This window comes from Xylanimonas protaetiae (assembly GCF_004135385.1).
In the GTDB taxonomy this organism is placed as follows: domain Bacteria; phylum Actinomycetota; class Actinomycetes; order Actinomycetales; family Cellulomonadaceae; genus Xylanimonas; species Xylanimonas protaetiae.
Genome location: NZ_CP035493.1, coordinates 2,126,152 through 2,147,313, shown reverse-complemented (window position 1 = coordinate 2,147,313; position 21,162 = coordinate 2,126,152). Strand labels below are relative to the sequence as shown.

Annotated in this window: 18 protein-coding genes; 14 read left to right on the top strand and 4 right to left on the bottom strand. The window is 72.6% G+C overall.

Annotation, left to right across the window (positions count from 1 at the left end; translation table 11 throughout):
* Positions 1-55: 55 nt before the first annotated feature.
* Entirely contained in the window at positions 56-1,114 is a 1,059-nt protein-coding gene (locus ET471_RS09875) for a 4-hydroxy-3-methylbut-2-enyl diphosphate reductase (protein ID WP_129187934.1), read from the bottom strand.
* An 84-nt stretch (positions 1,115-1,198) separates the two neighbouring features.
* On the opposite strand from ET471_RS09875, the gene xseA reads away from it, so the two are divergent.
* Positions 1,199-2,428: an exodeoxyribonuclease VII large subunit gene (gene xseA / locus ET471_RS09870; RefSeq protein WP_165350467.1), complete on the top strand. Its 1,230-nt coding sequence runs from the start codon at positions 1,199-1,201 to the stop codon at positions 2,426-2,428.
* Positions 2,429-2,497: 69 nt separating this feature from the next.
* Positions 2,498-3,514, top strand: a complete 1,017-nt coding sequence (locus ET471_RS09865) for a bile acid:sodium symporter family protein (RefSeq protein WP_425356582.1) — start codon at positions 2,498-2,500, stop codon at positions 3,512-3,514.
* A 20-nt stretch (positions 3,515-3,534) separates the two neighbouring features.
* On the opposite strand, the gene ET471_RS09860 is transcribed toward ET471_RS09865, so the two are convergent.
* Entirely contained in the window at positions 3,535-5,154 is a 1,620-nt protein-coding gene (locus ET471_RS09860) for an ABC-F family ATP-binding cassette domain-containing protein (RefSeq protein ID WP_129187928.1), read from the bottom strand.
* A gap of 125 nt (positions 5,155-5,279) precedes the next feature.
* Between ET471_RS09860 and ET471_RS09855 the strand changes: the two genes are divergently transcribed.
* From ET471_RS09855 to ET471_RS09840, 4 genes are all read left to right on the top strand, one after another.
* Entirely contained in the window at positions 5,280-5,540 is a 261-nt protein-coding gene (locus ET471_RS09855; protein WP_242496230.1) for an exodeoxyribonuclease VII small subunit, read from the top strand.
* A gap of 62 nt (positions 5,541-5,602) precedes the next feature.
* The gene (locus tag ET471_RS09850) at positions 5,603-6,268 is read left to right on the top strand and encodes a carbonic anhydrase (protein WP_165350557.1); all 666 of its coding nucleotides are present in this window, start codon (positions 5,603-5,605) and stop codon (positions 6,266-6,268) included.
* 61 nt (positions 6,269-6,329) lie between these two features.
* A complete protein-coding gene (locus tag ET471_RS09845; protein WP_129187924.1) occupies positions 6,330-7,763 on the top strand; it encodes a class II fumarate hydratase in 1,434 nt (477 codons plus the stop codon).
* Positions 7,764-7,810: 47 nt separating this feature from the next.
* The gene (locus tag ET471_RS09840; RefSeq protein ID WP_129187922.1) at positions 7,811-8,923 is read left to right on the top strand and encodes an FUSC family protein; all 1,113 of its coding nucleotides are present in this window, start codon (positions 7,811-7,813) and stop codon (positions 8,921-8,923) included.
* Here the strand turns inward: ET471_RS09840 and ET471_RS09835 are convergent.
* Positions 8,889-9,527: a TetR/AcrR family transcriptional regulator gene (locus tag ET471_RS09835; protein WP_129187920.1), complete on the bottom strand. Its 639-nt coding sequence runs from the start codon at positions 9,525-9,527 to the stop codon at positions 8,889-8,891. The genes ET471_RS09840 and ET471_RS09835 overlap by 35 nt on opposite strands.
* Before the next feature lie 178 nt (positions 9,528-9,705).
* Between ET471_RS09835 and ET471_RS09830 the strand changes: the two genes are divergently transcribed.
* The 6 genes from ET471_RS09830 (at position 9,706) to ET471_RS09805 (ending at position 17,574) form a co-directional block, all read left to right on the top strand.
* The gene (locus ET471_RS09830; protein WP_129187918.1) at positions 9,706-11,388 is read left to right on the top strand and encodes an ABC transporter substrate-binding protein; all 1,683 of its coding nucleotides are present in this window, start codon (positions 9,706-9,708) and stop codon (positions 11,386-11,388) included.
* 88 nt (positions 11,389-11,476) lie between these two features.
* Positions 11,477-12,325 (top strand): ABC transporter ATP-binding protein, encoded by an 849-nt coding sequence (locus tag ET471_RS09825; RefSeq protein ID WP_129187916.1) that lies wholly within the window; start codon positions 11,477-11,479, stop codon positions 12,323-12,325.
* A 76-nt stretch (positions 12,326-12,401) separates the two neighbouring features.
* Positions 12,402-13,199, top strand: a complete 798-nt coding sequence (locus ET471_RS09820; protein ID WP_129187914.1) for an ABC transporter ATP-binding protein — start codon at positions 12,402-12,404, stop codon at positions 13,197-13,199.
* Entirely contained in the window at positions 13,196-14,188 is a 993-nt protein-coding gene (locus ET471_RS09815; RefSeq protein ID WP_129187912.1) for an ABC transporter permease, read from the top strand. Before ET471_RS09820 ends, ET471_RS09815 begins: the two co-directional genes overlap by 4 nt.
* Before the next feature lie 3 nt (positions 14,189-14,191).
* On the top strand, positions 14,192-15,235 hold the full coding sequence (locus tag ET471_RS09810) for an ABC transporter permease (protein WP_242496229.1): 1,044 nt from the start codon (positions 14,192-14,194) through the stop codon (positions 15,233-15,235).
* Entirely contained in the window at positions 15,232-17,574 is a 2,343-nt protein-coding gene (locus ET471_RS09805) for an exo-beta-d-1,3/1,6-glucosidase (protein ID WP_129187910.1), read from the top strand. Before ET471_RS09810 ends, ET471_RS09805 begins: the two co-directional genes overlap by 4 nt.
* 80 nt (positions 17,575-17,654) lie before the next feature.
* On the opposite strand, the gene phoH2 is transcribed toward ET471_RS09805, so the two are convergent.
* Entirely contained in the window at positions 17,655-18,989 is a 1,335-nt protein-coding gene (gene phoH2, locus ET471_RS09800) for an RNA 5'-3' helicase PhoH2 (RefSeq protein WP_207207248.1), read from the bottom strand.
* Between the two features lie 256 nt (positions 18,990-19,245).
* Between phoH2 and ET471_RS09795 the strand changes: the two genes are divergently transcribed.
* Together ET471_RS09795 and nhaA are read left to right on the top strand one after the other, a co-directional pair.
* Positions 19,246-19,665, top strand: a complete 420-nt coding sequence (locus ET471_RS09795) for a pilus assembly protein CpaE (protein WP_129187906.1) — start codon at positions 19,246-19,248, stop codon at positions 19,663-19,665.
* 91 nt (positions 19,666-19,756) lie between these two features.
* Positions 19,757-21,001, top strand: coding sequence for a Na+/H+ antiporter NhaA (nhaA, locus tag ET471_RS09790; protein WP_129187904.1), 1,245 nt, complete (start codon positions 19,757-19,759; stop codon positions 20,999-21,001).
* Positions 21,002-21,162 lie beyond the last annotated feature (161 nt).

The following is a 21,162-nucleotide window of genomic DNA, read 5'->3' as shown; positions in this document are numbered from 1 at the left end:
GGGTCGGCCGACGCTGGCGCTGGCGCCGGGGCCGTGAGCCGGGCGTCCCTCCCGGTCAGGCCTCGCTGACCGGGAGGGACGCGCGGCCCTCGCGCCGCGGCGGCTTCACGTCGCGCCCCGCGGCCTTGAGGCTGGAGCGCAGCTCCTTCGGCAGGGAGAACATGAGCTCCTCGGTCGCGGTGCGCACCTCCTCGACGTGCTCGAAGCCGTGCGCCCCCAGGTGCGCGATGACGTCCTGGACGAGGATCTCCGGCACCGACGCGCCCGAGGTCACGCCCACGGTCGTCGCGCCCTCGAGCCAGGCGTCCTGGATCTCGGCGGCGCGGTCGACGCGGTAGGAGGCGCCGGCGCCGGCCTGGACCGCGACCTCCACGAGGCGCACCGAGTTCGACGAGTTCGCCGAGCCCACGACGATGACGACGTCGGCCTCCGGGGCCAGCTTCTTGACCGCGACCTGGCGGTTCTGGGTGGCGTAGCAGATGTCGTCGCTGGGCGGGTCCTGCAGCGAGGGGAACCGCTCGCGCAGGCGGCGCACGGTCTCCATGGTCTCGTCGACCGAGAGCGTGGTCTGCGAGATCCACACGACCTTGGCGGGGTCGCGCACCACGACCTGGTCGACCTCGTCGGGGCTGTTGACGACCTGCACGTGGTCGGGCGCCTCGCCGGCCGTGCCCTCGACCTCCTCGTGACCGCTGTGGCCGATGAGCAGGATGTCGTAGTCGTCGGCCGCGAACCGCACGGCCTCCTTGTGCACCTTGGTCACGAGCGGGCACGTCGCGTCGACCGTCTCGAGCGAGCGGGCCGCGGCCGCCGCGCGCACCGCAGGCGAGACGCCGTGCGCCGAGAACACGAGTCGGGCGCCCTCCGGCACCTCGTCCGTCTCGTTGACGAAGATCGCCCCGCGCTCGCGCAGGGTCTCCACCACGTGCTTGTTGTGCACGATCTCCTTGCGCACGTACACCGGCGCCCCGTAGGTCTCCAGGGCCTTCTCGACGGCGACGACGGCGCGGTCGACGCCGGCGCAGTAGCCGCGCGGGGCCGCGAGGAGGACGCGCTTGACGGGTGCGGCGGGAGGAGGCGCGGCAGCGGACGCCGCGGTGGCGAGGGAGGTCACCAGGACAGTCTAGGAGCGCGCATGTGGAGGCTTCGTGCCCGTGGACGGCGGGCTCTGTCGGCGGCGTAGGGCACGCTGGGGGGCGTGACCAGCCCGACGCCTGCCCCGCCCACGAGTCCCGACGCGCCCTGGTCGGTGGCTGTGGTCTCCGAGAAGGTACGCGGCTGGATCGCGCGCCTGGGCGACGTGTGGGTCGAGGGTCAGGTGGTCCAGTTCCGCCAGCGGCCCGGTGCGTGGATGCAGTACCTCACGCTGCGCGACGTCGACGAGAAGGTCTCCGTGACGGTCTCCGTGCAGACGTCGGTGCTCCAGGCGTCGACGGCCACGGTCGAGGAGGGCGCCCGCGTCGTCGTGCACGCCAAGCCCGACTTCTTCAAGGGGAACGGCAGCTTCTCGCTGCGAGCCGCGGAGATCCGGCCCGTCGGCGTGGGCGAGCTGCTCGCCCGGATCGAGCACCTGCGCCGCGTGCTGGCGGCCGAGGGGCTGTTCGACGAGTCCCGCAAGGTGCGCCTGCCGTTCCTGCCCCACGTCGTGGGCCTGGTGACGGGCCGCAACTCCGACGCCAAGCACGACGTCATGAAGAACGCCCAGGCCCGCTGGCCGCAGGTGCGGTTCGAGGTGCGCGAGGTCGCCGTCCAGGGCACGTCCGCCGTGCGCGAGGTCAAGGCGGCCATCGCGGAGCTGGACGCGCTGCCCGAGGTCGAGGTGATCGTCGTCGCGCGCGGCGGCGGCGCCCTGGAGGACCTGCTGCCGTTCAGCGACGAGTCGCTCGTGCGTGCCGCGGCGGCGTGCCGCACGCCGCTCGTCTCCGCCATCGGCCACGAGCAGGACGCCCCGCTGCTCGACCTGGTGGCCGACCTGCGCGCGTCCACGCCCACCGACGCCGCCAAGCGGGTGGTGCCCGACGTCGCCGAGGAGCGGCGGCGCGTCGACCAGGCGCGGGCGACCATGCGGCACGCCGTCCGAGCGCGTGTCGACCGCGAGCAGCACGGTCTGGACTCGGTGCGGTCGCGGCCCGTGCTGGCCCGTCCGCAGTCGATGGTCGAGTCGCGCGAGCGCGACATCGCGTACCGCGTCACGCACGCCCGCCACGTGCTCAACGCCGCGCTGCTCACGGCGTCGGGCGAGGTCGGGCGGCTCGAGGCGCAGGTCCGCGCGCTCTCGCCGGCCTCCACGCTGGAGCGCGGCTACGCCGTCGTGCAACGGGCCGACGGGCACGTGGTCCGCTCGCCCGACGACGCGGGCCCGGGCACGGCGGTGCGGCTGCGGCTCGCGCGGGGCGAGCTGGACGCGACGGTCGGCGACGGCGCGTGACGGGCCGTCACGGGCGGGCGTCTTCGAGGCTGAGACGGCATCGACGCCCGCAGGATCGTTGCCGCTAGCATCCATCGCGTGACGACGACGCGCACCGCACCGACCCGTACCCCTGCCGACCGGAACGCGGTGCTCGCCGTCACCGTGTTCCCGCTGCTGGTCATCGCCGCCGGCGCGACGGGCTTCTTCCTGCCCGGGACCTTCGCACCGGTGACCGCGTCGGTCCCCTACCTGCTCGGCGTCGTGATGTTCTGCATGGGCGTCACGCTCACGCCACCCGACTTCGCCCGGATCGCACGCCGGCCCTGGGTCGTGCTGCTCGGCCTGGTGGCCCACTACGTGATCATGCCGCTCGCCGGCTGGACGATCGCGCACGTGCTGGGCCTGTCGCCCGCGCTCGCCGTCGGCGTGATCCTCGTGGGCTGCGCCCCGAGCGGCACGGCCTCGAACGTCATGGCGTACCTCGCCAAGGGCGACGTCGCCCTGTCGGTGTCCGTGGCGACGCTCTCGACGCTCCTGGCCCCGGTCCTCACCCCGCTGCTGACGCTGTGGCTGGCCGGGCACTACCTCCACGTCCCCGCGGGGGCCATGTTCCTCGACATCGTCAAGACGGTGCTGCTGCCCGTCGTCGTCGGCGTGCTCGTGCGGGTCGTCGCGGGGCGCTGGGTCGACCGCCTCTCGAACGCCTTCCCGTGGCTCTCGGTCGCCGCGATCGCGGTGATCGTCGCCGCCGTCATGGGCAACAGCGCGGACGCCTTCCGGACCTCGGGCCTGCTCGTGCTCGTCGCCGTCGTGCTGCACAACGGGTTCGGGCTGTTCCTCGGCTACCTGGCGGGACGGGCGGCCCGCCTCGACCACCGCGCCCGCCGCGCGCTCGCGTTCGAGGTCGGGATGCAGAACTCGGGCCTCGCCGCCTCGCTCGCGGCCGCCCACTTCGCCGCGATGCCCGCGGCGGCGCTGCCGCCCGCGGTCTTCTCGGTCTGGCACAACATCTCCGGTGCGCTGACCGCCGCGTGGCTGGCGCGCAAGCCCGTCGCGGAGACCGCGGACGCCCCCGCGGACGAGGGCGTCCCAGCCTCCGTCTGAGGTCGGCGCCGGGCGGCGCCTTACCTCGTCCGCTCGACGCGTCGCTCGTCCCACACGGGCTCCGGCGTCTCGCGCACGACGCCGTCGGACCCGAACACGAGGAACCGGTCGAAGGACCGCGCGAACCACCGGTCGTGCGTGACCGCGAGCACGGTGCCCTCGAACGCCTCGAGGCCCTCCTGGAGCGCCTCGGCGGACTCGAGGTCGAGGTTGTCGGTGGGCTCGTCGAGCAGCAGGGCGGTGCACCCGGACAGCTCGAGCTGGAGGATCTGGAAGCGGGCCTGCTGGCCGCCGGACAGCTTCTCGAAGGGCCGCTCGGCCGCCACGGTGAGCTCGTAGCGGCGCAGCGAGGACATGGCGGGGCCGAGCGGCAGCGCGTGGTCGCTCCACAGGATCTCGACGAGGGTGCGCCCGAACAGCTCGGGGTGGGCGTGCGTCTGCGCGAAGTGCCCGGGCACGACGCGGGCGCCGAGCTTGACCGTGCCGGTGTGTGCGACGTCCTGCCCTGCGAGCAGCCGCAGGAAGTGCGACTTGCCGGACCCGTTCGAGCCGAGCACGGCGACGCGCTCGCCGTAGAAGACCTCCAGGTCGAACGGCTTCATGAGCCCGGTGAGCTCGAGCCTCTCGCACGTCACGGCGCGCAGGCCCGTGCGGCCGCCGCGCAGGCGCATGGTGATGTCCTGGTCGCGCGGCGGCTCGGGCGGCGGGCCGGCCTCCTCGAACTTGGCCAGGCGGGTCTGCGCGGCGCGGTAGCGCGAGGCCATGTCGTGCGAGACGGCGGCGGCCTGCCGCAGGGTCAGCACGAGCTTCTTGAGCTGGGCGTGCTTCTCGTCCCAGCGCCGGCGCAGCTCCTCGAAGCGCGCGAACCGCTCGCGACGGGCGTCGTGGAACGTGGCGAACGACCCGCCGTGCACCCACGCCTCCGCCCCGGACGGCGCGGGCTCGAGCGCGACGATCCGCTCGGCGGCACGCGAGAGCAGCTCGCGGTCGTGGCTCACGAAGAGCACGGTCTTGCGCGTGGCGCGCAGCTGCTCCTCGAGCCAGCGCTTGCCGGGCACGTCGAGGTAGTTGTCGGGCTCGTCGAGCAGCAGCACCTCGTCGGGGCCGCGCAGCAGCGCCTCGAGCACGAGCCGCTTCTGCTCGCCGCCGGACAGCGTGCGCACCTGACGCCACTGCGCCTTGTCGTACGGGACGCCGAAGGCGGCCATGGTGCACTCGTCCCACGTGGTCTCGGCCTCGTAGCCGCGCGCGTCGGCCCAGTCGGCGAGCGCCTGCGCGTACGCCATCTGGGTGGGTTCGTCGTCGCGCTCCATCATGGCCGCCTCGGCGGCGTCGACGGCGCGGGCGGCGTCGCGGATGTGCGGCGGCGCGACGGCGACGAGCAGGTCGCGCACCGTGGACTCGTCGCGCACGGACCCGACGAACTGCGGCATGACGCCGAGGCCGCCGCTCATGCTCACCGTGCCGCCCGACGGCGTGAGCTCGCCCGTGACGATGCGCAGCAGCGTCGTCTTTCCCGCCCCGTTGGGGCCGACGAGCGCGGTGACGCTGCCGTCGCCGACACGGAACGAGACGTCGTCGAGCAGCGTGCGCCCGTCGGGAAGCACGTGCTCGACGTGCGCGACCTCAAGATGACCCATGGGGACGATGGTCGGTGGCGACACCCCCGAGGGCAAAGCGACTGGCCACGTTCACCCCGGGCTGCGGTGCCGGCCGATCTGGGACGGCTCGGCGCCCTGTCGGTCCCGTGGTGGACACTGGGGCCGTGAGCGCATCGACCGGTCCCGACCTGGCGGCCCTTCCCGACCCCGCGACCCTCGGCTACGAGCAGGCACGCGACGAGCTCGTCGCGGTCGTCCAGCGGCTCGAGGCCGGCGGCGAGCCGCTGGAGACGTCGCTCGCGCTGTGGGAGCGCGGCGAGGCCCTCGCCGCGCGGTGCCAGCAGTGGCTCGACGGCGCCCGCGAGCGCCTGGACGCCGCGTCCGGCCAGGCCCGCACCGCCGTGGACGAGGAGGCCGACGCGTGAGCGCCCCGCTGCCGGGCGGCGCCCATCCGACCATCCCGGCGCCGTCGGACCCGTCGCCCAAGGTGCCGGCGACGCGCACCCCCGCGGACTCGTGGGCGGCCCTGCGCGCCGGCAACGACCGCTTCGTCGCCGGCGAGCCGGAGCACCCGTCGCAGAGCGTCGACCGGCGTCGCGAGCTCGCCTTCTCGCAGCACCCGCACACGGTGATCTTCGGCTGCTCCGACTCCCGGGTCGCGGCCGAGATCATCTTCGACCAGGGCCTGGGCGACGTGTTCGTGGTCCGCACGGCCGGGCACGTGGTGGACACGACCGTCATCGGCTCGATCGAGTACGGCACCGAGCTGCTGGGCGCGTCGCTCGTCGTCGTGCTGGGGCACGACCTGTGCGGCGCGATCGCCGCGACCGCGCACACGCTCGCCACGGGCGAGCAGCCCCCGGGCTTCGTGCGCGCCGTGGTCGACAAGGTCATCCCGTCCGTCGCGGATCTCACGGCGGCGGCCCGCCGCGCGGGCGGCGGGGACGACGGCACGGCGCTCTACGACCCGGCGACGCTGCGCACCGCGCACGTGCGCCACACGGTCGACGTGCTGGCCGGGTACTCGGCGGCGCTGCGCGAGCGCGTCGAGAAGGGCGTGCTGGCCATCGTGGGCGTCGAGTACGACCTTGCGGAGGGCAACGCGCGCCTCGTGCACGTGCTCGGCGACGTCGGCGAGGACCCGCGGGGCTGACCTCCAGGGCTGACCTCTTTGGTCAGACCATCGCGGCGGGGCGATGGTGCACGATGAGCGCATGACCCACGACACCGCCGTCGGCATCCCTGCCGAGGAGCCCGCGTTCCGTATCGAGCACGACACGATGGGTGAGGTCCGCGTCCCCGCGCAGGCCCTCTACCGTGCGCAGACGCAGCGGGCCGTGGAGAACTTCCCCATCTCGGGCACCCCGCTGGAGCGCAGCCACATCGAGGCGCTCGCACGCATCAAGAAGGCCGCTGCGCGAGCGAACGCCGAGCTGGGCGTGCTGGACCAGGACGTCGCGGACGCCATCGCGGCCGCCGCCGACGAGGTCGCCGGCGGGGCGTACGACGCGCACTTCCCGATCGACGTCTACCAGACCGGCTCGGGGACGTCGTCGAACATGAACACCAACGAGGTGCTGGCGACGCTCGCCACGCGCAGCCTCGGCAAGGACGTCCACCCGAACGACCACGTCAACGCCTCGCAGTCGTCCAACGACGTCTTCCCGACGTCGGTGCACGTGGCCGCCACCGCGGGCGTGGTCAACGACCTGGTGCCGGCGCTGACGCACCTGGCGGACGCTCTCGGCGCCAAGGCGGACGGCGAGTTCGCGACCGTCGTGAAGTCGGGCCGCACGCACCTCATGGACGCCACGCCCGTGACGCTCGGCCAGGAGTTCGGCGGGTACGCCGCCGCGGTCCGCTACGGCGTCGAGCGCCTCCGGTCCGCGCTCCCCCGCGCGGCCGAGGTGCCGCTGGGCGGCACCGCCGTCGGCACCGGCATCAACACCCCGGCGGGCTTCCCGCAGCGCGTCATCGCGCTGCTCCAGGAGGACACGGGCCTGCCGCTGACCGAGGCGCGCGACCACTTCGAGGCGCAGTCGGCGCGCGACGGGCTCGTCGAGCTGTCCGGCGCGCTGCGTACCATCGCGGTGAGCCTCACCAAGATCTGCAACGACCTGCGCTGGATGGGCTCGGGCCCCAACACGGGCCTGGGCGAGATCTTCATCCCCGACCTGCAGCCCGGCTCGTCGATCATGCCGGGCAAGGTGAACCCGGTCGTGCCCGAGGCCGTGCTCATGGTGTGCGCGCGCGTCATCGGCAACGACGCCACCGTGGCCTGGGCCGGGGCGAGCGGCTCCTTCGAGCTCAACGTGCAGATCCCTGTCATCGCGCAGGGCGTGCTCGAGTCGATCCGCCTGCTCGCCAACGCGAGCCGCGTGCTGGCCGACAAGACGGTCGCGGGCATCGAGGCGAACGTCGAGAAGGCGCGCGCCTACGCCGAGTCGTCGCCGTCGATCGTCACGCCGCTCAACCGTGTGATCGGCTACGAGGCCGCGGCGAAGGTCGCGAAGCACTCGGTCAAGGCCGGGATCACCGTGCGGGAGGCCGTCGTCGCACTCGGCTTCGTAGAGCGCGGCGAGATCACCGAGGAGGCCCTCGACAAGGCCCTCGACGTCCTCTCGATGACGGTGCCGCCGCAGGCGTGACGGCCGTTACGGCCGGGCGGGAGGGAAAATCGTAGACTGAGGCAAGCATGTCTGCCTCTCCCGCCCCCGCCCCGCTCGTCGTCCGCACCACGGCGAGGGAGGTGCTCCACCCCGACGTGCTGCGGGACGCCTGGCGGCTCCAGCACGGCGACGCTGCCGTCGCGTTCGCGCTGCGCGTCGGGCTCGCCGCGGGCACGGCCATCGCCGTCCCCGCGCTGGCAGGGCACCGCGAGCTGTCCTCGTACGCAGCGCTCGGCGCCCTGACGGCGCTGTTCAGCCGGGCCGGCAGCGCCCGGCGCCAGGCCCCGCTGCTCGCGCTCGTGGGCGCCGTCATGGTCGGCGCGATCGCCCTGTTCTCGCTCGTGGCCGCGTCGGGCGCACCCGCCGCCGTCGGGTTCCTGCTCACGACGGCGCTCGCCGCGGCGGCGACGGCCCTCGTCGCGCTGCTGCGGATCGGGCCGCCCGGGGCCACCGTCGTCGTGTTCTGCGCGGGCGCCGGCCTGGCGGGATCCCCCGGGCTCGGCGACGTCGCCGCCCGGACCCTCGTCGGGGCGGGCGGCGCGGCCCTCGCCTGGGTCGTCTGCCTGGCCGGGGCCCTCGCGGGGCGCCGCGCCGGCGCCGCCCCGCACACCACGCTGCGCGAGCAGCTGCGGGCGTCGTGGGGCACGGAAGGCTGGCGGCTCGCCGCTGTCCGGGTGCTCGTCGGCGGTCTCGCCGCCTCCGGGCTGTCCGCCGCGCTCGGGCTGGGCCACACCTCGTGGGCCGTCATGGGCGCCACCGCGGTGCTGGCCGGCGCGACCGCCCGGCACACGGCCGTGCGGGCCGTGCAGCGCGCGACCGGCACCGCCGTCGGCGCCGTCGCGATCGCCTACCCGCTGCTCGCGGCGCACCTCGGCTTCTGGCAGCAGGCGGCGCTCGTCGTCGTGCTGCAGGTGGTCACCGAGATCGTCGTGGGCCGGCACTACGGGCTCGCGCAGCTGTGCATCGCGCCCATGGCGCTGCTCATGACGTCGCTCGGCGGGCCGGCCGCCGCGGGCACGCTCGCGCTGGACCGGGCGCTGGACACGACCGCGGGGGCGCTCGCGGGGCTGGCCGCCGCGGTGCTCGTGCACCGCTACGGCGGCGTCAGGCGCCGGCGAGCGGCGTCGTCCGCGGGCTGAGCACCTGCGCGACGATCGCCTCGATGGCGAACTCGCTCGCCTCGGCCAGCGCCACCGCGGTCGGGTCCAGCAGCCACTGCACCTGGAGGCCGTCCATGACGGCCAGGATCGACGCCGACGCCATGTCCACGGTCGCGGGCTCGGTGACGCCCGCCTCCTCGCACATGACGCGGAAGGCGTGGGCCACCTCGCCGCGCAGCGTCGCGTAGCGCTGCTCGAAGAACGGGCGCGCGGGGTGGTCGTCGGTGACGGACTCCGCGGAGAGCACGGCGTACGCCTGGACGATGCCGGCGCGCTGCGCGTTGAGGAACGCGGTGCGCACGAGGTGGCGGAAGAGCTCGGTGCCGTCAGGGATGTGGTGCTCGGGGAGTGCCTCGACGTCGGTGTCGTCGCGGTACTGGAGCACCTCGAGGAGGAGGGCGTTCTTCGACCCGAAGTGGTGCAGGATCCCCGCGTGCGTCATGCCCACCTGGTCGGCGATCTCGGTCAGCGGGCCCTTGTTGTAGCCCTTCGCGCCGAACGTCGTCATCGCGGCGCGCAGGATCTCCTCGCGACGGGCCAGCGTCTGCGGCCGGGAGCGGCGCTCCGGCCTGCTCGAACTCATCGCCCTCTCTCCCCTCTCGGTCGTGTGGTCGCCGTTGCCGAACTGTGACGTCCACGGCGGCGGATCTGGTTTCACTGGTTACTGACTGGACTGTAACCTCTGCGCCAGCGCACTCGACGGCGAGACGCACCCGGGTCCGCCGGGTGCCGCGCAACGGACACTCGATGAGGAGTTTGACATGAGGTCGAAGATCACTGCTGCGGTGGCCACCGCCGCCGTCGCAGCACTTCTCCTGACCGCCTGCGGAGGCGGTGACGGCGGCTCGGGCGACGCGGCCACGAGCGACCAGCCCGCCGCGGCCGGTGCGGCGCTGACGATCGCGAAGCCCGACGGCGCGATCTCCACGGAGTCGAACAACCCGTGGCTGGGCGACTCGTCGGCCAACAAGCTCGGCTACAAGAACGTCCTGTTCGAGCCGCTCGCGATGGTCAACCCCGTCGGCAAGAACGAGACCACCCCGTGGCTCGCCGAGAAGGTCGTCTGGAACGACGACTACACCGAGCTGCGCGTCACCCCGCGCGAGGGCGTGAAGTGGAACGACGGCGAGGACTTCACCGCCGACGACATCGTCTTCACCTTCAACCTGATCAAGGACAACAAGGCGCTCGACACGGGCAACCTCCAGCTCACGGACGTCGCCAAGGACGGCGCCGACGTGGTGCTCAAGTTCGCCGAGTCGAAGTTCGTCAAGCAGGCCCAGGTGCTCCACATCGACATCGTCCCCGAGCACGTCTGGAAGGACGTCAAGGACCCGACGACGTTCACCAACGAGGGCAAGCCCGTCGGCACGGGCCCGTACACGCTGGAGAGCTTCACCAGCCAGTCCGTCACGATGAAGGCCCGCGACGACTACTGGGGCGGCAAGCTCGCCGTGCCCGAGCTGTACTACGTCTCGTACAACGACAACACCGCGCTGACCACCGCGCTCGCCAGCGGCGAGGCCGACTGGGCGCAGGCGTTCATCTCCAACATCCAGAGCGCCTACCTGGACAAGGACGCGGAGCACAACGTCTTCTGGGCCGCCAACACGCTCTCCCCGGACGTGCTGTTCGTCAACACCCAGCGCCCGCCGTTCAACGACGTCGCCTTCCGCAAGGCCGTGAACATGGTCATCGACCGCCCGGCGCACACCAAGATCGCCCGCGAGGACGCCGGCCCCGTGCTCACGAGCATCACGGGCCTGCCCACCCCGGTCGGCGAGCAGTACATCCTGCCCGAGTACCAGGGCAAGGAGTTCTCGATCGACGTCGACGGCGCCAAGAAGATCCTCGAGGACGCCGGCTACACGGGCGTCGGCACCAAGCTCGTGGCACCCGACGGCACGCCCGTCTCCTTCACGCTCCAGGTCCCGCAGGGCTGGAACGACTACGTCACCGGCATCAGCCTCATCGCCGACCAGGTCAAGAAGACCCTCGGCGCCGACGCCAAGGTCGACACCCCCGACGTCGACACGTGGTGGGCCGCGAAGCGCTCGGGCGACTTCGACGCGATCATGCACTGGACCGACGGCGGCACCACGCCGTACGACCTGTACTCCGACACGATGGACGGCCGCTGGCTCAAGGCCGGCGCGGACGTCGACTACAACTTCGGCCGCTTCACCGACGACGCCGTGACCGCCGCGCTGAACACCTACGCGACCGCCTCGACCGACGACGAGCGGTCCACCGCCCTCGCCGAGATCCAGAAGGCGTTCGTGGAGCAGGTGCCGGTCATCCCGGTCGGCACGCACCCCGTCCTGGCCGAGTACAACACCCGCAAGTACGTGGGCTGGCCGAGCGAGGACGACCAGTACGCGACGGCCGACCCGCTGCAGCCGTCGGCCGCCATGGTCCTGACCAAGCTCAAGCCCGCCAACTGATCGACACCCCAGGGGCCGAGCGCGCCGGAGCTGCTCCGGCGCGCTCGGCCACCCGGCGTGTGCGCCCGAAACGAACGGATAGAACGCTGTGACCAGTGAGAACGTGCTCACGGTCCGCGACTTCAGCGTCGTGTACGACGTCGACCCTCCTGTCGAGGCGGTCGTCGACGTGTCGCTCGAGCTGAAGCGCGGCGAGATCCTCGGCCTGGCCGGCGAGTCAGGCTGCGGCAAGACGACGCTGGCCTACGGCATCCAGCGCCTCCTGAAGCCCCCGGCCGTCATCACCTCCGGCAGCGCCGTCTTCCACGACGAGTCCGGCACCGACATCGACCTGCTCTCCCTCGACGACGCGTCGCTGCGCCGCTTCCGCTGGGACAAGGCCTCGATGGTGTTCCAGGGCGCGATGAACGCCCTGAACCCGGTCATGGCGATCGGCAAGCAGCTCGCGGACGTCTTCGAGACGCACCGCCCCGACATGAGCCGCGAGGAGCGCACCCAGGAGTGCGCCCACCTGCTCGACATCGTCGGTGTCGGGCGCGACCGCCTGCGCTCCTACCCGCACGAGCTCTCGGGCGGCATGCGGCAGCGCGTCATGATCGCGATGGCGCTCGCGCTGCGCCCGCAGCTCATGGTCATGGACGAGCCGACGACGGCCCTCGACGTGCTGGTGCAGCGCGAGATCCTCCTGCAGATCTCGGACCTGCGCGAGGAGTTCGGCTTCTCGGTCGTGTTCATCACGCACGACCTCCCGCTGCTGCTCGAGATCTCCGACCGCATCGCGGTGATGAAGGCGGGGCGCATCGTCGAGCTCGACACGGCGGAGAACATCTACCACCGGGCGCAGCACGAGTACACGCGCCGGCTGCTGGGCTCGTTCCCGAGCCTCACGGGCGACCGCGGCGGGTTCCTCCGGGCGGGCGAGGAGGGGGCGGCATGAGCGAGCGAAGCGAGCGAACCAGACAACACGGTGCACCGCGTGCCTCATGCGCGCCCGGAGCGAAGCGAGGACGCGCATGAGCACGCTCGAGCTCAGGAACGTCACGAAGAAGTACCACGTGCGCGGCAGCGGGACCATGCTCGCGCTCGACGCCGTCGACGTGACGGTGACGTCGGGCCGCACGGTGGCCCTCGTCGGCCAGTCGGGGTCGGGCAAGTCGACGATCGCGAAGATCATCACGCAGCTGGAGCGGGCGACGTCGGGCGACGTGCTGCTCGACGGGCAGCCGATCCCCCGGCGCGGGCGGGCGCTGCGCCGCTACCGCCAGCAGGTGCGCATGGTGTTTCAGGACCCGTTCGCATCGCTGAACCCGTACCACACCATCCGGCACCACCTCCAGCGTCCGCTGCTGCTCGACCGCGTCGTGCCCCAGGACCAGGTCGAGGCCGAGGTGGTCCGCCTCCTCGAGGTGGTGCGCCTGGACCCGGCCGCGACGATCGACCGGCGTCCGCACGAGCTGTCCGGCGGCCAGCGGCAGCGCGTCGCCATCGCGCGTGCGATCGCCTCGCGTCCCGCGCTGCTGGTCGCCGACGAGCCCGTCTCGATGCTCGACGTCTCGATCCGTCTCGGCGTGCTGAACCTGCTCGCCGACCTCCAGCGGTCGCAGAACCTCGGCGTCCTCTACATCACGCACGACCTCGCCACGGCCCGGCACTTCTCCGACGAGATCATGGTGCTCAACCACGGCCGGGTCGTGGAGCAGGGCTCGTCCGACGACGTCATCCTCAACCCGCAGCACGACTACACGAAGGCGCTGCTCGCGGCCTCCCCCGACCCTGACAAGCACTTCGCACGCACGGGGGGCACCCGATGAACACGCTGCGCTTCTTCGCCCGCCGCACCGCCTTCTACCTGTTCACGGCGTGGGCGGCCATCACGATCAACTTCTTCCTGCCCCGGATGATGAAGGGCGACCCGATCCAGGCCTACCTGGCCCGCAACCGGGGCGACGTCTCCCCCGAGGCGACCCGGTCGCTCGAGATCCTCTTCGGCCTCGACTCCAGCAAGTCGCTGCTCCAGCAGTACGCCGACTACTGGGGCCTGATCTTCTCCGGCAACCTGGGCCGCTCGCTCTCGCACGGCCTGGCCCCGGTGACCGAGGTGATCGGGACCGCGCTGCCCTGGACGATCGGACTCGTGGGCGTCGCCACGATCCTGAGCTTCACGATCGGCACGCTGGTCGGCTCGCTCATCGGCTGGCACCGCGGCTCGCGCGCCGACGTCCTGGTGCCGATCTCGACGTTCTTCGGCACCGTGCCGTACTTCTGGATGGGCCTGATCGCCATCGCCGTCTTCGCGTCGAACCTGGGCTGGTTCCCGGCGTCGCACGCGTACGGCAAGGGGGCCGCGCCGAACCTCTCGCTCGCGTTCGTCGGCGACGTGCTCCAGCACGGCATCCTGCCGGCGCTGACGATCGTCGTCGCCTCGCTGGGCGGGTGGATCCTCGGCATGCGCAACATGATGGTCACGATCCTCGACGAGGACTACGTGACGGTCGCGCAGGCCAAGGGCCTCTCCTCGCGCCGCGTGCTCCTGCGGTACGCGGCCCGCAACGCGGTGCTGCCGCAGATCCAGAGCTTCGCGCTCGCGCTCGGCTTCATCGTGGGAGGCACGCTCGTCATGGAGCTCGTGTTCTCCTACCCGGGCATCGGCAAGCTGCTGCTGGACGCGACGGGCGCCAAGGACTACCCCCTCATGCAGGGCGTGTTCCTGATCATCACCCTGACGGTGCTCGTCGCGAACATCCTCGCCGACGTCGCCTACGCCGTCCTCGACCCGCGCACGCGCCAGACGGAGGCCTGAGCCATGACCGCAACCATCGTCTCCGAGGCCGTCGCCGCTCCCGTCGTGCCGCCCCGCGCGCGAGGCCTGGCCAGCGCGTTCGCGATGTTCCGGAACGCCAAGTCGATCACCGGTCTGTCCATCCTGGGCGTGTTCGTCCTCATGGCCGTCTTCGCTCCCCTGCTCACGCGGTTCGAGCCGCTGGAGAAGGACTTCCAGGCGCTGCGGCAGCCGCCGTCGGGCACGCACTGGCTCGGCACCACCCACATGGGCGAGGACGTGTTCGCCCAGATCGTCTACGGCACGCGCGGCGTGCTCATCGTCGGCTTCGGGGCCGGCGTCATCGCCACCGTCATCGCCATCGCGATCGGCGTGACGGCGGGCTACGTCTCGGGCTGGAAGTCGGAGTCGCTCTCGGCGCTGACGAACGTGTTCCTGGTGATCCCCGGCCTGCCGCTCATGATCATCATCACCTCGCAGCAGGAGAACCCGTCGCTGTGGCTCGTGGCCTCGGTCCTCGCGGTGACGGGCTGGGCGTGGGGCGGGCGCGTGCTGCGCGCCCAGACCATGTCGCTGCGCAACCGCGACTTCGTCCAGGCCGCCCGCGCGAACGGCGAGCCGCTGTGGCGGATCATCACCGTGGAGATGCTGCCCAACCTCATGGCGATCATCGCGTCGTCGTTCGTGGGCACCGTGACCGCGGCCATCCTGGGCCTGACCACGCTGGCGTTCGTCGGCGTCATCCCCATCACCAACCTCAACTGGGGCACCATCTTGTTCTGGGCGCAGCAGAACGGCGCGTTCCCGGACTTCTGGTGGTGGTACATCCCCGCCGGCCTCGCCATCGCGCTGCTCGGCGTCGCCCTGTCGCTCATCAACTTCGGCATCGACGAGTACGTCAACCCGCGCCTGCGCTCCGCCGGCGAGCGCGCTCGCGCGCTGCGCAAGCGCGGCATGAAGGCGTCGTCGTCGGTCACGCAGGTGCGTGCCGTCGCGCCGGCGCCGCCCGCCGTCACGTCTCTCGACGACGTCGCCGCCGCCGGCCCTGCCACGAAGAAGGAAGCATGACCACGCTGCCCTACCTCGACCCCGCCCTGCCCGTCTCCGAGCGCGTCGCCGACCTGCTGGGCCGCATGACGCGGGAGGAGAAGGTCGGCCAGATGATGCAGCTCGACGCCCGCGACGGCGTCAAGGAGCACATCCTCGACAAGCACGTCGGCTCGATCCTGCACACCTCCCCCGCGCTGGTCCTCGAGGCGCACGAGCTGACCGACCAGACCCGGCTGCGGATCCCGCTGCTCATCGGCGAGGACGCCATCCACGGCCACTCGTTCTTCGAGGGCGCCACGATCTTCCCCACCCAGCTCGGCATGGCCGCGTCGTGGTCCGCGGAGCTCGTGGAGAAGATGGCGCGGGCGACCGCGGTCGAGACCGCCGCGACGGGCATCCACTGGACGTTCTCGCCCGTGCTGTGCATCGCACGCGACCTGCGCTGGGGCCGCGTCGACGAGACGTTCGGCGAGGACCCGTTCCTCATCGGCGAGCTCGCGTCAGCCGCGGTGCGCGGCTACCAGGGCGCCGGCCTCGACGACCCGACGGCGATCCTGGCCACGGCCAAGCACTTCGCCGGGTACTCCGAGACGCAGGGCGGGCGCGACGCGTCCGAGGCGGACATCTCGCGCCGCAAGCTGCGCTCGTGGTTCCTGCCGCCGTTCGAGCGCGTCGCCCGCGAGGGCTGCCGCACGTTCATGCTCGGCTACCAGACCACCGACGGCGTGCCGATCACCATCAACGACTGGCTGCTCACCGACGTGCTGCGCGGCGAGTGGGGCTACACCGGCACCCTCATCACCGACTGGGACAACGTCGGGCGCATGGTGTGGGAGCAGAAGGTCCAGCCCTCGCACACGCACGCCGCGGCCGCCGCCGTGAAGGCCGGCAACGACATGGTGATGACGACGCCGCAGTTCTTCGAGGGCGCGCTCGACGCGATCGAGCGCGGCCTCATCACGGAGCCCGACCTGGACGACGCCGTCGCGCGCATCCTCACGCTGAAGTTCGAGCTGGGGCTGTTCGAGGACCGGCGCCGGCCCTCGCCCGCGCGCATCGCGGAGGTGCTGGGCTCGCACCAGGAGCTGAACCTGGAGATCACGCGGCGCTCGCTCGTGCTGCTCCGCAACGACGGGCTGCTGCCGCTGCTTCCGGGCACCTCGGCTGCTTCGGCTGCTGACGCCACGCCCGCACCGGTGAAGCGCATCGCCGACGCCTCACCCCACGACGTCTCCTCGCTGGGCTCGGAGACCTCGCGGGGGCCCCGAGGCCTCCGGCTCGCCGTCGTCGGGCCGCTCGCGGACGACGCGCAGACGCAGCTGGGCGACTGGGCAGGCTCGTCCGGCCAGGTCACGTGGCTGCCCGACGGGCACCCGCGCGGCATGATCACGACGGTCCTGGACGGGCTGCGCGCACAGGTCCCCGCAACCTGGGAGGTCACGCACGCCCGGGGCGCCGACATCCTCACGCTCCAGGACGACCCGGCCGGCGCGTTCTTCCCGGACGGGCAGCCGCGGCCCAAGGTCGTGGCCCCCGCGCCCGTGGACGAGGCGCAGCTCGCCGAGGCCGTGGCCGCGGCGTCGGAGGCCGACGTCGTCGTGGCCGTCGTCGGCGACCGCATCGAGCTGGTGGGCGAGGGCCGCTCGACGGCGACGCTCGACCTGCTCGGCGGGCAGGTCGCCCTGCTCGACGCGCTGGCGGCGACGGGCACGCCGCTCGTTGTCGTGCTCCTGGCGTCCAAGCCGCTCGTGCTGCCGCCGTCGGCGGCGGGCGCGGCGGCGGTCGTCTGGGCCGCGAACCCGGGCATGACCGGCGGCACCGCCCTGGCCGAGCTGCTGCTCGGCGCGATCGAGCCGTCGGGGCGGCTGCCGATCTCGTTCGCGCGGCACGTGGGCCAGCAGCCGACGTACTACAACCAGGTGCGCGGCCAGCACGGCGACCGCTACGCCGACCTCACGCAGTCGCCGGCGTTCGCGTTCGGCGAGGGCCTGTCGTACACCACCGTCGAGTACTCCGACCTGGTGATCGACACCCCGGACCTCACGGCCGCCGACACGATCAGCGCGCACGTCACGCTGACCAACACCGGCACGCGCCCGGCGCTGGAGACCGTCCAGGTCTACGTCAGCGACCTGGTGACGTCGGCGTCGTGGGCGGAGCGCGAGCTCAAGGGGTTCGAGCAGGTGACGGTGCAGCCGGGCACGTCGGTGACGGTCGACCTGACGCTCCCGGCAGCGGCGTGCACGTTCGTCAACGCGGCGGGCGAGCGCGTGGTGGAGCCCGGCACGTTCGAGCTCCAGGTGGGCCGCAGCTCGCGCCCGCACGACCTGCTCCGAGCGGGCTTCACGATCCGCTGAAGCCAGTCGAGCGACTCTGGATGTCCGGTTCTCAGCCGTGAGAACCGGACATCCAGAGTCGCTCGGCGGCTGAGACGCGGTCAGAACTCCAGCGTCTCCAGCATGTCCGTTACCAGGGCCGCTATCGGGCTTCGTTCCGAGCGCGTCAGGGTCACGTGGGCGAAGAGGGGGTGGCCCTTGAGCTTCTCGATGACCGCCGCGACGCCGTCGTGCCGGCCCACGCGCAGGTTGTCGCGCTGCGCGACGTCGTGCGTGAGGATCACGCGCGAGTTCTGGCCGATGCGGCTCAGCACCGTCAGGAGCACGTTGCGCTCCAGGGACTGGGCCTCGTCGACGATGACGAACGCGTCGTGCAGCGAGCGCCCGCGGATGTGGGTCAGCGGCAGCACCTCGAGCATCTCGCGGTGGATGACCTCGTCGACCACCTCGGAGGAGACCAGCGCCGAGAGCGTGTCGTACACGGCCTGGCCCCAGGGGTTCATCTTCTCGGCCTCGGAGCCGGGCAGGTAGCCGAGCTCCTGCCCGCCGACGGCGTACAGCGGCCGGAACACGAGCACCTTGCGGTGCTGGCGCCGCTCGAGCACGGCCTCCAGGCCCGCGCACAGGGCGAGCGCCGACTTGCCGGTGCCCGCCCGGCCGCCGAGCGACAGGATGCCGATCGACTCGTCGAGCAGCAGGTCGATCGCGACGCGCTGCTCCGCGGAGCGGCCGTGCACACCGAAGACCTCCAGGTCGCCGCGCACCAGCCTGACCTTCTTGTCCGCGGTCACCCGGCCCAGCGCGGAGCCGCGAGCCGAGTGGATCACCAGGCCCGTGTGCACGTACAGCGGCCCGGCCGCCTCGACGACGCCGGGGTCGAGGGCGGCGACGTCGAGCTCCTGCTGCTCCCAGAGGGTGGCCATCTGCTCGTCGGTGACGTCGATGCTCGACATGCCCGTCCACCCGGAGTCGACCGCCTGCTCGGCCTTGTACTCCTCGGCGGTGAGCCCGACCGCGGACGCCTTGATGCGCATCGGCAGGTCCTTGGAGACGACCGTGACGCGCCGCCCCTCGGAGGCGAGGTTGGCCGCGACGGCCAGGATGCGCGAGTCGTTGTCCCCCAGCCGGAACCCGGGCGGCAGCACCCCCGGGTCGATGTGGTTGAGCTCCACGCGCAGCGTGCCGCCCGCGGTGCCCAGCGGGAGCGGCGCGTCGAGCCCCCCGTGCGCCACCCGCAGCTCGTCCAGGATGCGCAGAGCCGACCGGGCGAAGTAACCCAGCTCGGCGTGGTGGCGTTTCCCTTCCAGCTCCGTGATCACGACGATCGGCAGGACGACGTCGTGCTCGTCGAACCGGAAGATCGCTCGCGGGTCGGACAGCAGGACGGACGTGTCGATCACGAACGTCCTGCGGTCAGTGGTCTGGGTGGTGTCCACGGGGTACCCCCTTCGGCGCGGCAGCGCACTCGGTAGGCGGGGCAGGCGACCAGCCGCCGGGACGACGTCGTCCCGGAAGGCCGGTGCCGGCCCTCCGACGCGATGCGATCCTCGCCATGGGCTGGCCTCCCGGAGGACGGCTGGGTGCCGTCCGCTACCCCCAACGTACGAAGGAGTCACGCACCGACGACGTCCGAACGCGGGCGTGTCGCGCAGATGTCATGGGATGTTCACTCGCGGTGCAGCATGGTGACCTATGAGCGGTATCTCGAGGGACGCAGCGCAGCAGCTGCACGACGCCGGGCTGGAGTGGCGGCCCGAGCCGGGCGACCGGTTCGTGGTCCGTTCGGACTCGGACGACGACGACGTCTTCACCGTCAGCGACATGGTGGTCGAGCGGCACGACCACCCGACCGGGACGATCCTCGGCTTCAACGGCACCACCGAGTGGGCGCTCGACTCGGTCGCCCTCGAGGACGCCCTGTGGCTGCCCCGCGAGGACCAGCTGCGCGAGCTGCTCGGCGGGGCGTTCCGCAGCCTGGCCCGCTCGACGACGGGCCTGTACCAGGTGCTCGTCGAGGTGCCGGGACGCCCCGAGCAGGTCTTCGACGGCGACCACGCCGCGGAGGCGTACGCGCAGGCGCTGCTGTCGCTGGTCAAGGCCGCGACGGCCTGAGCCGGTACCCTGGACGACGGCGAGCCGGGAAGTCTGGTCGGTGGTGCCGGCGGGAGCGCCGGCGTCCGAGCCGACCCCTGGAGCCGCCCCGATGACCAGCCCCTCCCCCCTCGCGCGCCTGAGCGCCTGGGCCGCCCGCGACGTCTCCGGCGGCGTCCTGCTCCTGGGCGCCGCCCTGCTCGGCCTGCTCCTGGCCAACTCGCCCTGGCGCGGCGCCTACGAGGCCGTGGCGGCGGCCGAGATCGGCCCCCGCGCCCTGCACCTCGACCTCACCGTCGCGCAGTGGGCCGCCGACGGGCTGCTGGCCGTCTTCTTCCTCGCCGTCGGGCTCGAGCTCAAGCACGAGCTCGTCGCCGGGTCGCTGCGCAACCCGCGCGAGGCCGGGGTGCCGATGCTCGCGGCGGTCGGCGGGATGGCGATGCCCGCGGTCGCGTTCGTCGTCGTCGAGGTGGTGGCCGACGACCGCGGCGGCCTTGGCGGCTGGGCCATCCCCACCGCGACGGACATCGCGTTCGCGCTCGCCGTGCTGGCCGTGTTCGGCAAGGGGCTCCCGACGGCGATCCGCACCTTCCTGCTCACGCTCGCCGTCGTCGACGACCTCCTCGCGATCGTCGTCATCGCGCTCTTCTACGGCGACGGGCTGCGCGCCTGGCCGCTGCTCGGGGCGCTGGCCGCGGTCGCCGTCGCGGGGGTCCACCTGCGCTCGCGCAGGCCGCGGTGGTGGCTGCTCGCGCCGCTCGCCGTGACGGCGTGGGCGCTCCTGCACGCCTCGGGCGTGCACGCGACCGTCGCCGGCGTGCTGCTCGGGCTCACCGTCCCGGCGCGCCCCGTGCACGGCGAGACCCTGGACCGCGCCCAGCGCTGGGCGCATGCCGTCACGCCGTGGTCGCAGGGCGTCGCGCTGCCGCTGTTCGCGCTGTTCGCGGCCGGTGTCAACCTGGTCGACGGCGGCGGCGCCGGCTCCGTCGTCGGCCAGCCCGTGGTGCTCGCCGTCGTCGTCGGGCTCATGGCGGGCAAGCTCGTCGGCGTGCTCGGCACGGCCGCCCTCGTCACGCGGTTGACGCCGCTGCGGCTCGCACCGGGCATCGGCGTGCGCGACCTGCTGCCCGTCGGGCTGCTCGCGGGCATCGGGTTCACGGTCGCGCTGCTCGTGTCCGAGCTGTCGTACGGGCCGACGTCGTCGCGCACCGAGGGGGCCAAGGTCGCGATCCTGCTGGGGTCGGCGGCCGCCGCCGTGCTGGGGGCGGCCTGCCTGCGCTGGGACGCGCGGCAGGCGCGCGGCGACGACATGAACCGCGACGGGATCGCCGACGGGGCCACGGACCGCATCGGGTGACGATCCGGAGGCAGGCGAGACCGGTCGCCGGCTTGTTGTCGTTGGTCAATTACCTGGATCTCACGACGACTCCATGTGCGCGGGCGTGGAACGCCGGGCTACAGGAACAACCAGGGCCAGAACCGCCCTGGCACTGCCGACGCCGAGCCACTAGAGTGTCG